We start from the raw sequence: 14,703 nt of genomic DNA on the forward strand, positions 1-14,703 counted from the left end.
TAATGATTGGTATTTTTTATTCACACAGCATGTAGGGGTGGATTGTGGAGAGTGAAGCTGAGATTGTAAGCAAGGTCTTTGCTTATGACGCTGATCCAACAGCGTTGTCGGTTATTAAAAATTTTTGTGATGAGAATAACCTGGTTGGGTTTCGGGAGCACTATAATAAAATCAATAAGGTTTTTGATTGTAATATTGATTTGGGCGCTGTTTTTCTTTCTGAGACGTTAGACGATGATGGAAAAAGCGGTATTGATCTTGCCGTTGAGATTCATAAGGTTCGTCCTGAGTTACCATTGGTTTTGCGTCGATTAACCTCGGCGACGTTTGATGGCTTGTCTGAAGATGCTCAGTCGTTGTTTGCAGGTGTCTATACATTGGAGGATTTGTCTCCCTTAAAGTCCTTCTTACAAGATCACCTATTTAATCGGTATTACCCAACACCCTTGGTTCACGGTATTCAAGAAATTACGCAGCAAACATTATCCGAAAGTGTTCGAGATTCGATTATTACCAAAAGCTCCCCCTGTCTTGTGAAGCATCATATTATCTATGGGGAGGTGTTCAGTATGATCCCCTTGGAAAGTAGCTGGTGTAAAGGCTATATGATGATTCAGACAACGGATGAAGATATCAGTAATGTTATTCGTTCAGGTAATACCAGTCTGCCTTCAAAGATTAATAATGAATCTTTGGATGTCAATCAGTTACTTAATGAGATTACCAATGTCATCTGGGGTCGAATTAAATCTCAATTTTTTACAGAAGAACACAATGCTGATGTGGGAGGGAGTTCGATACAGGTTCCTATTTTAGTGAATCACGCTAAGAAATTTATTTCGTTTGGTGCAACAGAGCCGCAACTTTGTTTTACCTACACAGTAGAAGATACGCAAAATAGATATAAACCGTTTACTCTTAATCAAAAAATAATTTTTAATCTCAGCTGGATGCCAGAAAACATGAATATCTCAGAGCAAATTTTAAGTGATTCGGTTGAGTCGGGTGAGCTTGAATTGTTTTAGTTGATTGAAATTTATTTTGATTTTACCTATCAGGAGGCGAATTTAATGAGCAAAGTTTTAGTGGTTGATGACTCGGCAACAGTAAGAAACGAAGTGGGTTCCTTTTTAAAAAATAACGGTATTGCGACGGTGCTTGCAGAAAATGGTAAGGATGGACTGGATAAGCTCAAGGCAGATTCGTCGATTAAGCTTATCATTTCAGACGTTAATATGCCGATTATGGATGGCCTGACCATGGCTGAAAAAGTACGTAGTGAGCTGGGTAATAACACGGTGAACATCATCATGTTAACCACGGAAAGCGATGCACGCATGAAGCAACGGGGAAAAGATGCCGGTGTGAAAGGGTGGATTGTTAAACCGTTTAAAGGTGATGCTGTAATCGGAGCGGTTAAAAAATTATTAGGTTAATTGACCAGGTTGAGTTGCAGCTATGTTTGTGAGTATTAAATCCAAACTTATCAGTAATGTCAGTAAAATCTTGGTAGGCAGTTTTGCCATTATTTTGCTTGCTGTTGCTGGGATTAATTACCAAGGTGCTCAGTCAGATTTAGAAGAGACCTTGGGCACTATACGTGAGTCTTTGATTGCGAAAGCACAAACGTTAGTGTCAAACAACAGTTATGCCCTGCGGGGTATGGCAGAAGATAATGCGTTTACTGCGGTCCAAGAGCTTGTCTCTAGTACAGTAAAAAACGACAAAGATATCAGTTATGGCATTTATATGGATGTGGATTTGCAGCCATGGGTGTATGCCAATGCAGAAAACCCCAGTGGTTTGCTTCAGAGTGCGGATGAGTTGTCTGATTCAATGAGTGTGTGGGCCGCGAAACTGGAATCACCGGATTTTAAAGAAGTCATTATCGATGGTATCACGATCTTAGAGTTCGCCTCGCCAGTAATTGTGGACGATGAAGTGTTGGGTTTCATTCGCTACGGCATGTCTACGGCTTCTATGGAAGAAACGGCAGAAGTGGCGAAGGCGAAATCCAGAATGGTATTAATTCAAACGTTGTTGATTTTGGTTGGGATTAATATTGTAGCGCTGTTCATCTGTATGAAAATTGTCAGGAGTATGGCCACAACCATCACCAATCCGATTGGTTCATTGAACAATAAAGCGAAAGGCATTTCCAGCGGAGATTATGACTCCGTCATCGAGGCTGAAACGAATGATGAGGTAGGTCAGCTGGCAACGGCTTTTGATTCAATGCGCGTTACCATTAAAAAGAAAATAGAAGATTTGGCGACGTTAAATCAAAGTGGTGAAAAACTCGCGCAAACGACGGATAAAGATATCGCCTATGATGAAGCCATTAAGACGTTGATGGTGCATTGTAATGCGCAAAGTGCAGAGCTTCTGCTCTATAACACTGAAACCACAGAATGGACATTGGTGGATGCTCATCATAAAGACTCTGTAACCAGCACCGAGGAACCGACGGATGTAGCCAAGTGGGTGATGAGTGATGCACGAGAAAATCAGGAGCTTTTCTTTATTGAGGATATGTCCACACGGATGAAGGTACGCTCTTCGCAAACGATTAGTGTCTTGATTGTGCCTCTTAGAACACAAGAAAGCTTGATGGGGTTAATTTGCATTAGCGGATACAAGGATCAGTTGGAAGTGTCTGAAAATGATTGTGAATTCGCGCAAACACTGGCTCGCTCATTAGTGATCACCTTGAATAATATTAACATGAGGGAAGTGATAGAAGAGCAAAATCGAACACTTGAGCAAAAAGTGGAAGAGCGGACAGAGGCTCTGCAAGAGAAAACCAATGATATTTTATCCATGATGCAGAATATGCATCAGGGGCTGTTCACCATTATGCGAGATGGCAATATCCATCATGAATATGCGGCGTACTGCGAGGAGATTTTCTCGACAAAAGAAATTGCCGGTCGCAATTGCATGGATTTGTTATTCACTGATTGTGATTTGGGTTCCAATGCCTTAGATCAAATCTCTACTGCCATCAGTGCTTTGGTGGGCGAAGATGAAATGATGTGGGACTTTAATTCGCACTTGTTGGTGACAGAATATGGTAGAACCCAAGCCAATGGTGAAAAACAGGTTATTGAGTTGGACTGGGATCCCATTATTTTGGGTGATGAAATTGATAAAATTATGGTTACAGTCCGTGACGTAACTGCTCTGAAGGCCTTACAGGCAGAAGCGGAAGAGCAACGTCAAGAGTTGGAAATTATTGGGCAAATCCTGAATCTCAGTGAGTCGGACTTCAATCGCTTTATTCAATCTTCTTTCGAATTTATCGATGAGTGTGAACGCTTGATTCAATACAACACGAATAAAGACTTAGAGGTGATTGCTTCTTTATTTCGAAATATGCATACCGTTAAAGGCAATGCGCGAACTTATGGGTTGACCTATGTGACCGACTCGGTACATGAAGTAGAGTCTACTTACGATGAATTACGTAAACACGAAGATGTTCTCTGGAATCAAGTGCAATTGCTGGATGAATTGGAGATGGCAAAACAGGATGTAGAACGTTATCAGGTTGTAGCGCGGGATAAACTGGGTAGGAGCCCTAATGGATCGGTCACTGCGCCACTGCAAAAATCGCAAATTGATGAATTAATTAATGAATTCAACCAATTAGACACTAAAGGTGTTCCTAATGAAGTGAATTCTTACCTTCATCATGTTTTTGATTTCTTATCAGGGACTTCTAAGATCAATTTAAAGCAAACCTTAAGTCAAGTGCTTGGGTCTTTATCGCAGTTGGCAATTGATCTAAATAAAAATAATCCGGCGGTCAATATTGAAGCTGAAGGACTGTTCATTACTGAGGCTGGTCAGCAGCCTCTTCAAAATATCTTTACACACCTACTGCGTAATAGTTTGGATCATGGTATTGAACCACCAGAGATGAGAAAAGAGAAAGGAAAACCAGAATCTGGCTGTATTACTATTGCAAGAAAAGATATCGAAAACCGAGTTGCGTTGATCATTTATGATGATGGCGCAGGGTTGGCACTGCACAAACTTAAAGAAAAGATTGCGCAAATTCAGGGAGAGGAATATGCCAAAGCATTATCTTCTGAAGATATCGCTAACTTTATTTTTTCGTCGGGCGTTTCCACTACTGAGCAGGTAACCGATATTTCTGGTCGAGGTGTTGGGATGGAGGCGGTGCAAGAATTTATCAAATCGAATGGTGGTGATATTAAAGTGGTGCTGGATGATAAGAATGCCAGCAGTAATGGGTTTGCTACTTTTAAGTTCGAGCTGATTTTGCCGGCATCTTTTTACTCGATATCCAGAAATGTTGTCGACGAAGCACAAATGGTATGACATGAGTGCAAAATATTATCTTAATTTCTTTGAATAAATGTATTTTTACAGCTTTTAAATAACCCAAAAGGGGGGCTTTGTTAATGTCATTGAGGAGCTTGCTGGCGGCAAGTCTTTTAATGAGCATGTCAATTGAACTGCACGCGGATTCACTTTATGTCTTTGTGCCTAGCGAAGTACGGGCAAATGTCATTGAAGATACAATAAAATCGAAGTGTAGTGGAATTGATGTGACTGCTTTCGGGCGGGCAAAAGACTTTGCAACAATAATGAAAACAGAACCACCATCAGCCATCTTAACACTATTGCCAATTATCGATTATAACGGTGTTTTTAAAACGGTAATGAAAGGGGCAAAAGATGGTGTTACAGATGAAAGTTATGTCTTTGTGACGATTGATAAGCCCATTGATCTAACGCAAGTGGCAGGAAAAAAAATTGGAGTGGTCGATCTGTTAGGACGGAAGCCAATGAGTGAGTTTGTGACTCAACTATTGCAGACAGACATTAAATTAAAGCGTGTATCAAAAGTGGAAGACTTGTTGCCTCTATTGTCTTTTGGCTCCGCTGACATTTTGTTTGTATCCGAATCAGTTTATGAAGGGATGAAACAAAAATCGCAGTTGAATCTGGTGGCCACACGCCTTGATGTTCGTGTTGGATTAGTCAGTGCGGCTCTGAAAGAAGACGCGAAAAGCGGCTCTGTGTCGCAATGTATTCAAAAATTTGATCAAGATATAAATAAGATGCTGGGGGTGGACGCATGGCAAGCCCTATAAAAGAGTGGAAATGGTGCCCAGCGGTTTTGGCCCTGGTGTTAACAATCTGTATTCCGTTCAAAGTGCTAGCGGATTCCACAATACTTCAGCTGGCGCAAAATGAAGATTTAATTGTCAATGCAGGTGAAACCACGCCCGATGAATATTCATTGGATGGCACTGTTCTCGCCTTTAAGCCGCGCGGTGATGCTTTTGATGAGGTAATAAAAGGCATTAAAGAAGAGGTTGATGGAGAATTAAGGCTGGTTGTGGTTGATGCCAATAAATCACTGGATGTTCAAAAAATCCGTAAACAGATGAGTCAATATAGGCCGAATGTGGTAGTGCTGTTGGGTAATCGTGCTGTACAAACCTACACGGATTATCAAAAAGCCAGTGGCGCCTCTGCATCTCATCCCCCAGCTATTGCGACTGCGGCTTTGTTTGTGGATCAAATGTTGCCAAAGTTAAAAAATACCTCGGCAATTCGTTATGAGGTGCCGGCAGTAACCAGTTTGGTGAATGTACGTAATGTAGTGAGATCGCCGGTAAAAACGGTAGGTGTTCTTTATCGTTCCAGGCTGAAAGGTGTAGTGGATAGTTATGCCACTTACTGTAAACGAGAAGGCATCAATTTGGTGGGTATTGAACTTCCTAACGCCAGTGACAACATGGATAAATTAATTGCGAAATCATTAAAAGATTTATCCAAGAGAAAAGTAGATAGCTTGTTGGTGCTGAATGATAACGTATTGTTAACTTCGGAAAATGTTAAAAAGTCTTGGTTGCCTGGCCTTAAGAAGCAAAAAATACCAGTGGTTGTGGGTATTGAGGCTTTGGTGAATACGGACTTAAAGTTCGGCTCCTTTTCCTTCTCACCTGATCATTATGGTTTGGGCTCGCAAACTGCATCGATTATTTGGGAATTATGGGATAACGACTGGGAATTTGAAGATATGGATGCGCAAGAGCCTCTCTCTGTAGTGAAAACCATCAATACCAAGGTGTTAAGTAAAAATAAGATTAAAGTGAAAGAAAATAATTTAAGTTCTTTCGATAAGGTTATCAAAAAATAATGAGATCTTGAGAGAAGTCAATATTCATTTTTAAGTGGTAAGTACGATTATAAATAATCACTTCGGGGATAACGCAATGAAGACTCTGTGTGCAAAAACGGGATTTACATTAAGTTTGTTAGCGCTTGCGATTTCATCGCAGGCGCAAGACGATGGCGGTGATTTTTCTTTGGAAGATTTGTTGGCCACCGGTTTTAGGGCGAGTTTGATTAAGGCGATTGAGGCCAAGCGCCAAGCCATTGGTTCTCAAGATACTGTCGTTGCAGAAGATATTGCCGACTTCCCAGATTTAAATCTGGCGGAATCGGTGCAGCGGATGCCAGGGGCGACAATCACACGGGAAGTAGGCGAAGGGCGGCAATTATCGTTGCGTGGTGTAGGCCCAGCGTTTACGCGAGTGCAAATCAATGGTATGGAAACAATTGCAAAAACGTCTTCGGCTATGGATTCTCGTGGTGCTGTTCGTCGTGACCGGTACTTTGATTTTAACGTGTTTGCCTCTGAAATGTTCAGTCAAATTAACATTTACAAATCAGTCTCGGCGGATTTAGACGAAGGCGGTATTGGTGGAACGATTGGGCTGGAAACCGCAAAACCCTTGGATTTTGATGAAACTAAATTTGTAGTGAGTGGTTCTGTGGGTACCAATGAATTTACGGAAGAAATAAATCCACGCTTGAATGCGTTTTATACGACCCAGTTTGGTATTGGCGGTGTATTGGCATCTTTCTTCTACAGTGAGAAAGATACTCAGGAGAAAGGGGTGAATACTTTCCGGTATAGACCACGTACCTTAACAGTTGCTCCTGGTGGTGAAGGCGATATTGGTTCAGGAATTGATTCGGCGACTCAGACATTACTGGAAAATGGGGATGTCTGGTTTCCGCGTGGTAATCGCTATTCCGTCTGGGAAAACACACAAGAGCGTATTGGTTTAAATTTGGCTTTACAACTTCAACCAATAGATGAGTTTACTCTCAGTATTACAGGATTGTATGCCGAACTCAATAATGACCGAGATGAATATCATTTGAGCACAAATGGTTCTAGTAGCACTGCATTGGGTATAGATAGAAACGGTACCCCTAATGCATTTGGTGCTATTGAGTCCATAGAAACTCGTAACATTGGTGGTGATATTGAACTGATCAGTGGAACATTTAGTAACGCACCTATTCGTACCGAGCATAGAACTGATCAAGCGGATACCACCTATAATCAAATTGTCTTTGACGTCGATTGGGAGTTCGCCGAAGGGTGGATGGGCAGTGCCATGCTTGGTTATTCCAAGTCTGAATTTGATCAACCTGTTTCTGATAAGGCGTATTTTCGGACGATTCAAGGTCAAACATTTACATCTGACTACAGTAATCGAGAGTACGCACAATTTGATTATGGATTTGATTTGACAGATGCGTCTTTTTGGGAAGTTCAGGAGGTTGATCTCCGGGAAGATTATTTTGAGGATGAATTTACCAATTTAAAATTTGATTTTGAATACGAATTTACAGATGTTTCTACGTTGTCCTTTGGGCTGAATTATAAACTATATGAAAACGTTGGGGATTCGGTACGTGCCAATGACTTTGGATCCAGACAAGATGCACCATTAAATAATGGCGTGAGAGACGTTGCTCCATTCTTCAGTATTTATAGTGAATCTGATGATGAGAGCTTTCCTGTTGCTGGTAATGTGAATGCAGTGGCCAGTTTTTATGGGGTTAATACGGATTTAGATTTTGGTGATGATTTCGATGAGGATTTTGTCGAAGAAGAAACATTGGGCCTGTATATCCAATATACGTTGGATACTGAAGTTGCTGGATTACCGGTGAAGGCGGATGCAGGTCTGCGTTATTATGATACCGATGCCACATACAGTACGGCAGCCAGTGGTTCCTATGAGTTTGATCATTCCTACGACGGCGTTTTACCATCATTTAACTTGGCCGTGGAAGTCTTTGATGATTTTATTGTGCGGGGCAGTGTTAGCCAAAATATCAGTAGGCCATTTATTCAAGAAGCTCGAATAACAGAAGGTCAACCGCGTTATCGATTTGATACAGGAGATCGTGTAATAACGATGCCAGCCAGTCCGGAGCTTGATCCTTTTGAGTCTGATAATTTTGAGCTCTCGGCTGAGTGGTATTTTGGTGGGGCAGACTTTATCTCAGTAGGGTTTTTCACTAAGGACATCACGGGTTTTACTGACTTGCAAACGGATGAGGTTGCCTATGGTAGTATAGGCCTGCCTTTGGATTTGCTGCCTGATGACCAAGATGCTAGTACGATCTATACGTTTAGCCGCTTGGTCAATTCGGAGGAGGCCGATATCACCGGTATTGAGGTCACTGTCCAAAAAGAATTTGATTTCTTGCCAGAACCCTTTAACGGTATGGGTATGGTGGCAAATTTGACCTCGGTTGAAGGTGATGCAACTTATCGGGATGTTAAAAACAGCGGAGAGAAAGAATCTAAGAGTTTCCCAGGATTATCTGAGCTTTCCTATAACTTCACATTGTATTATGAGCAAGAAACTTGGGGTGGACGTGTTGCTTTTGCTTATCGGGATGAATACATTGACTTTGTTGAACCAGGCTTGGCAGACGAAGACGAACGTGGATTTAAAGATACTCTATACGTTGATTTCTCTGCCTTCTATCAAATCAATGATCGTATGAAAATCACCCTTGAAGGGATTAACCTAACCGATGAGGAAGAGCGTCAATACTCCAACTCAACTCAGCGTTTGTATCAGACCACAACATTTGGTGCGACGTATAATTTAGGCTTGTCTTACTCCTTCATGTAAGGGAAGAAAGTAGATTGTAGCGTGAAGACAAGGAGTTGAAGAGAATGATTCTACCTTGATAAATATCGACACGCTCATGTCTATATCTAAAAAAACAGGCGCAACAGCGCCTGTTTTTTTATGGTATTTTAGAAAGTGTTACATTGCATCTAAGGAAGGCGGTTGATTGGCCAGTTTTTCTCGCTCAATAAATTGCAGACAATCATCAGCGGGGAGTGGTTTAGAATAATAGTACCCTTGTGCAATATTGCAGCCCATTGCCCGTAGCACTTGCAATTGTTGTAAGTCTTCTACACCCTCTGCCACAATTTTCAACTCAAGACACTGGCCAACTTGAACAATAGCTGCTGTTACTGCAGCACTTTTAGGTGAGCTAGCAATATTATCAACAAACGATTTGTCAATTTTGAGCTTATCAATGGGGAATTTAGACAAGTAGTGTAAGCTTGAAAACCCGGTTCCAAAATCATCCAGAGCGACGCTGTAACCTTGTTCACGAACTTCCTCTAATGTTTCAATAGCCACATCAATATTATTAATGATACTCCCTTCTGTGACTTCGAGTACCAATGTTTTGGGATCAATATCATTGTCGTATTGTACTTTCTTCAAACGTTGAGGCAGATCACGATGAATGTCCTTGCCCGATAAGTTAACAGCGATGGGTACCCACATATGAAGACGATCATGCCATGCGACTGCTTGTTTGGCTGCCGTATCCATAACCCAATTGGTAATGTCTGAAATGATATTGATTTCTTCTGCCAGTGGTATAAATACCGCCGGTGATACAAACTGTCCGCCCGTTCTTTTCCAGCGTAATAACGCTTCAACACCGACTACCATGCAAGTTTTCAAGCAAATTTGTGGTTGATAAAATAATTCGAATTCATTGTTGTTAAGGGCGTCTCTCAGCGCGATTTCGGTATCTAAACGACTGGAAGCGTATTCGGCCAACTCTGTGTTAAAGAAGGTATACGTATTCCTACCTTTGTTTTTGGATTCGTACAGAGCGATGTCGGCATTTTGCAATAGTGATTCTGCTGTATCACCGTCGTCAGGGTAAATAGAGAGCCCGATGCTGGTGGTGAGCGTGAAGCGATGCTCGTTATACTGGATGGGGTGTGAAATGATGTTTTTTAGTCTATCGCAAAATTCTTGTATACCTCGTATGTTTCTTAAGGGTGAGAAAAGTAAAATAAATTCATCTCCGCCTAATCGGACCACGGTATCGTTTTCTCGTACTGCACTGCATAGTCGTTTAGCGGTTTCTATTAAAACCGCATCGCCGGTAGCATGTCCTAAGGAGTCGTTGATGGCTTTAAAGCGATCTAAATCCACAAAGACTAAGGCAAATTTCTCCGGGCGGCCATGATTGGACTCAATGAGTGCGTCGATTCGGCGTAATAAATAACGTCGATTGGGTAAGTTGGTTAAGGAGTCATAATCAGCCAGATACCGTAATTGGTCTTCATGTTTTTTTCGCTCACTGATGTCTTTGATGGTGATAATGTAGTTTTTGACATGGTTATGATCGTCTCTTCGGGCAGTGACAGAAATAGCACAATGTAACGTGGTATTATTAGTGCGAATTTTTTGAAGAATTTCACCTTGCCAAAATCCACGTGATTCTAAGCTTGGGAAAATATCACGGTTAAACGACACAGGAATGTTTTTGTCAAAGAAGCTTTCAGGGTCTTCGTTGTAGAGTTCTTTTTCGGTGTAGCCGGTAAATTGAAAAAAGGCGTAGTTAGCCTTTACGATTTTATTGTCTTTGTTTGTAATTAAAATACCTTGGGTAACACTGTCAAATACACCGGCTGCCAAGTCTAATTCTTGAGCGTTTTCCAGTAAGCGTTGATTTTGTTCTTGATTTTCATTCTCATAACTGAGCAGTAGTCCCTTAAGCCATCGGCTGAAAATAGCAGTGGCAATGAGTGTAATTAAGGCAACAATCACGATGGTTAGCCAGATTTCTTGGAGTTGTTTTTCCGATACCTGTTTGATGGAGGCGGATTGTTGCTTGATTAATTGATTAGTGGCATTGGGCTCTAACCCGGCAATCACAATCCATTGCCAGTGTGGGATAGTTTGAGCAAGAGCAATGATGTCCGTATCGGGTCGGGTATGACGCTGGCTGGTTTTGTAGGAGAAGAAAGCATTATCACGAATGGAGGTTTGAATGTGATAAAAAAGCTCTGCTTTTACTCGCTCATTGAAGTTTGGAAATGTATTTTGAGTGTTAGGAATATCGATAATAGTTGTGGGAAGGCTGTGTTTGTGATTAAGCAGGACTTCGCCATTTTTATTGAGAATGATAACGGGCTGGCCATTGGTTAATAGGGTAGATTGCATTTGGGCTAGAAATTGGCGCTTTAAAGTATTTTCCATTTCATAAACGTAGTCGCCAGCTCCAAAAATCCATCCCCATGGCTCAAATAATTTTACATATGAAATTTTATCTTCCATTTCTTCTTTTTGTCCTGGCGGATACCAACGGTATTCGACAAAGCCAGAGTGGTTGAGGCTGGTGACGGCCTCAATCGCGGCTTCAGTAACATTTTTCCCAGTGTCATCAATTAAATCTTCTACACTTTGACCTTCAATTTCTGGCGTTGGGGGAAGAAGAATGCTGATTTTAGGTAAGCTACTGATAAAGATATAGCCGCGCCCCTCAAAAAATCGATAATTCCTAAACGCTTCTTTAATGACATGTTGTTGCTCTTTAACCGGGAGTTGGGTGTTTTTGAGGTCATTGTAGAGTGCGCTCGCAATTTGATGGGCACCGTCAACATGTTGTTTGACACTGGTTTTTAGTAAGTTGGCGGCAATGGAAATATCGTAATTGGCTTGACGAAGAAGGCTGTTAATTTCTGCTCCCAGTTGCTGTTTTTGTTCTGCAAGCATCTCTTCTGCCAGCTGGGAGAGACGATAATTTGCATGTTTTACCGTCGATTGATAGAAATACCCACCCATGGCAGCGCTGAGTAAAATGAATAGTGTAACCGTTCCAATCACTTGATAGGTGGCTAAACGGCTTGGGTTGACTTTATTGATCATGAGCCAATTATTGAATAGGACACAAGCATCCTTTGCCTGTAACGGGTGAAGCCCATTTATTAAAGTGGGCAGAGCTTTTTAAAAAGTTAGCACATCCTTTGTAGGTTGATGAATTTTATGAAAAAAGAGAGGGGTAAATGTGGATTTTTGAAGCATTTTTTATTAATTGATGAGATCAATGGTCGCTGTAATAAAGTGGCGTTAATCAATTGATAAAAATAGGTAAAAAAGTGAATCAGTGTATTTAAAAATTAATTGTGAGGACTTAGCTTGGTATGGTGTGTTTTCTAAGCCCTGGTCAGGCTAGGTGTCGAAATTGACTTAAAAATTGGAGGTCATTCATTTGAAGCGTATGAATAAAAACGCAAATAATGAGTGAGCCAATGGCCGTTATACGGACTCACTGTACTTGTTTGCTGTCCTATTGATGAATGTCGTACAGTTGTACATTTCAATCAGTCGTACATTTCAACAACAGTCGTACTGGCCATTGGCGTGAAGAGCATCTTATTTTAATTTAAGGTGCCCTTGTGGTTTGTCGCAATTTCAATTTTATTAAGAGGCGGAACTGCTTGCCATTTGAGAGTCATCCCCTTTCTCAGGTACGGATTTTTCCCATCGAGATAGAGGTTTGGCCAGTGCCAGTAAAATGACAGCCGCCCCTACGCCCATTAGGGCAATTTGCAGATACAAGCCTGGCATGTCGCTTAACTCGTTGGGGTCAAAGCGCCCGGCCAATAATCCGGCAAAGATATTCCCGAAGGAGATGGCCAAAAACCACATGCCCATCATCTGACTGGCGTAGCGTGCGGGCGCCAATCGACTCACCGCACTCATGCCGACGGGGCTTAAGCAGAGTTCACCTAACGTGTGTAAAAAGTAGGTTAACACTAACCAGAAGGGCAGGACTTTCTCTCCCCCACTGACGAGTTTTGCCGCCAGAACCATCACGAAGAAGCCCGCAGCCAGTAGCAGCAAACCGAAGGCAAATTTGACTGGGGAGGAAGGGTCAAGGTTGCGCTTGGCCAGAATAAACCATAACCAAGCGACAAAAGGAGCCGTTAAGATGATGAAAAGCGAATTGATGGATTGAAACCAGCTGGCGGGAATTTCGAAGTCGATGAAATCTAGGGTACGGTCGGTATAGCGGCTGGCAAAGAGGTTGAATGAAGAGCCGGTTTGTTCAAACCCTGACCAGAAAATGGCACATCCGACGCAGAGGATGAAGACTACCCATGCTCGTCGCTTTTCCAATGACGTGAGACCGCCGAGTAGTATGAGATAGAGAAAATACACTACGAACAGTAAGGCAATGAGTTGCGCACCGTAAGCTGCTAGGCTAACGGCACTGACGGCGATAACCCCAAAGACCCCCAGTAAGAACACCAGTGTTAGTGCGCCGCTTAAGCCAAATACCCAATTCCAAGCGACTTTGGTGTTTAGCGCTCCAGGGGTTGGGGTTAGCCCGGAACTGCCTAAATGCTTGCGACCAAAGTGATATTGAATTAGGCCCAAAACCATTCCCACACCGGCGACACCGAAACCCCAGTGCCAGCCAAAAGAGTCGCTTTCGCCAAGAAAGCCGCAAATAATTGGGCCGAGCATACCCCCAATGTTAATGCCCATGTAAAAGATGGTGTAACCACTGTCTCGCCGTTGATCTTCTTCAGAATAGAGCTGCCCTACAATCGTACTGACATTGGGTTTGAGTAGCCCGGTGCCCATTGCCACCAAAAATAAGCCAATAAAGAACGTTTCGGTAGCGGGGATAGCCAGTACAAAATGACCGGCTGCAATCACACAGCCACCTGCGAATACAGAGCGCTGAGCCCCTAAGAGTCGGTCTGCTATCCAGCCACCCGGCATACTGAGTAAATAAACCGAGGCGGTGTAAAGGCCATAAATGGCAGTGGCGGTAGCGTCATCAATGGCTAATCCGCCATCGGCTATCGCTGCCACCATAAAAAGTATGAGTAGGGCGCGCATACCGTAGTAACTGACGCGCTCCCACATTTCGAGGAAAAACAAAGTAGACAGCCCTTTGGGGTGCCCGAAGAAGGTGGATGTGGACATGGGAATCCTTGTTAAAGTTTATCGTTATCGTGGTCTTTGGTGCGTATTGTTCAGATCGGTATTTGTAAAACGGGTTCTGATGAACAAACCCTGACTTTCAGATACATCATCACGGTATTAGTTCGGCACCTTAACGGTAATAACGGCAAACTAAACGTGTTCCTCAATGACTTCCTTTTTTTTGTCATTGGAATGTGGAATGGGTGGGCAATATGGTGCTTAAAAGACCAGTATGGTTTGTTTGTGGCCTTAGGTTTCTTTTTATTGGTTACCTTTATCTTATTGGTTACCTTTATCTTATTGGTTATCTTTATCAGCCCCACTTCATTTGTTTCACTTCTCATTTGTCTTACTTCTTATCTGCCTTACTGTTTTAACGGCCTTTCTTTCCTTTTAATAGCTTTCCTTTGTGAAGCTAAAAGCAAGAGGAAGGGGAGCGGTACACCAATAATAAAGTGTCAAAAACTCCACTTATCTGGGTTTTGCTAAAGTTAATATGACGTAACCTATTGTTTATTAATGAAAATTTTATTTGGCATTAACCTTGCTAAATACCTGGCAAGATTCAAAATACTGA

8 protein-coding genes are annotated in these 14,703 nt (G+C 42.1%); 6 read left to right on the forward strand and 2 right to left on the reverse strand.

Annotated features, from left to right (window positions below; translation table 11 throughout):
- Nucleotides 1-44 precede the first annotated feature (44 nt).
- The 6 genes from LU351_RS20915 (at nt 45) to LU351_RS09410 (ending at nt 8,993) form a co-directional block, all read left to right on the forward strand.
- The gene (locus LU351_RS20915) at nt 45-1,025 is read left to right on the forward strand and encodes a chemotaxis protein CheX (protein ID WP_232593813.1); all 981 of its coding nucleotides are present in this window, start codon (nt 45-47) and stop codon (nt 1,023-1,025) included.
- A gap of 45 nt (nt 1,026-1,070) precedes the next feature.
- Nucleotides 1,071-1,436 (forward strand): response regulator, encoded by a 366-nt coding sequence (locus LU351_RS09390; RefSeq protein WP_232593814.1) that lies wholly within the window; start codon nt 1,071-1,073, stop codon nt 1,434-1,436.
- 22 nt (nt 1,437-1,458) lie between these two features.
- Nucleotides 1,459-4,347 carry a HAMP domain-containing protein gene (locus LU351_RS09395; protein ID WP_232593815.1) on the forward strand — a complete coding sequence of 963 codons (2,889 nt, stop codon included), beginning with the start codon at nt 1,459-1,461 and terminating at the stop codon, nt 4,345-4,347.
- 77 nt (nt 4,348-4,424) lie between these two features.
- Nucleotides 4,425-5,126, forward strand: a complete 702-nt coding sequence (locus tag LU351_RS09400) for a hypothetical protein (RefSeq protein ID WP_232593816.1) — start codon at nt 4,425-4,427, stop codon at nt 5,124-5,126.
- Nucleotides 5,111-6,181 carry a type 1 periplasmic-binding domain-containing protein gene (locus tag LU351_RS09405; RefSeq protein ID WP_232593817.1) on the forward strand — a complete coding sequence of 357 codons (1,071 nt, stop codon included), beginning with the start codon at nt 5,111-5,113 and terminating at the stop codon, nt 6,179-6,181. The genes LU351_RS09400 and LU351_RS09405 overlap by 16 nt, the downstream gene beginning before the upstream one ends.
- A 76-nt stretch (nt 6,182-6,257) precedes the next feature.
- Entirely contained in the window at nt 6,258-8,993 is a 2,736-nt protein-coding gene (locus LU351_RS09410) for a TonB-dependent receptor (protein ID WP_232593818.1), read from the forward strand.
- Nucleotides 8,994-9,131: 138 nt separating this feature from the next.
- Here the strand turns inward: LU351_RS09410 and LU351_RS09415 are convergent, their stop codons facing one another.
- Together LU351_RS09415 and LU351_RS09420 are read right to left on the reverse strand one after the other, a co-directional pair.
- The gene (locus LU351_RS09415) at nt 9,132-12,053 is read right to left on the reverse strand and encodes a bifunctional diguanylate cyclase/phosphodiesterase (RefSeq protein WP_232593819.1); all 2,922 of its coding nucleotides are present in this window, start codon (nt 12,051-12,053) and stop codon (nt 9,132-9,134) included.
- 555 nt (nt 12,054-12,608) lie between these two features.
- Nucleotides 12,609-14,126, reverse strand: a complete 1,518-nt coding sequence (locus tag LU351_RS09420) for a peptide MFS transporter (RefSeq protein ID WP_232593820.1) — start codon at nt 14,124-14,126, stop codon at nt 12,609-12,611.
- Between the last annotated feature and the right edge of the window lie 577 nt (nt 14,127-14,703).

The sequence above is a fragment of the Marinibactrum halimedae genome, assembly GCF_021234875.1.
GTDB lineage: Bacteria > Pseudomonadota > Gammaproteobacteria > Pseudomonadales > Cellvibrionaceae > Marinibactrum > Marinibactrum halimedae.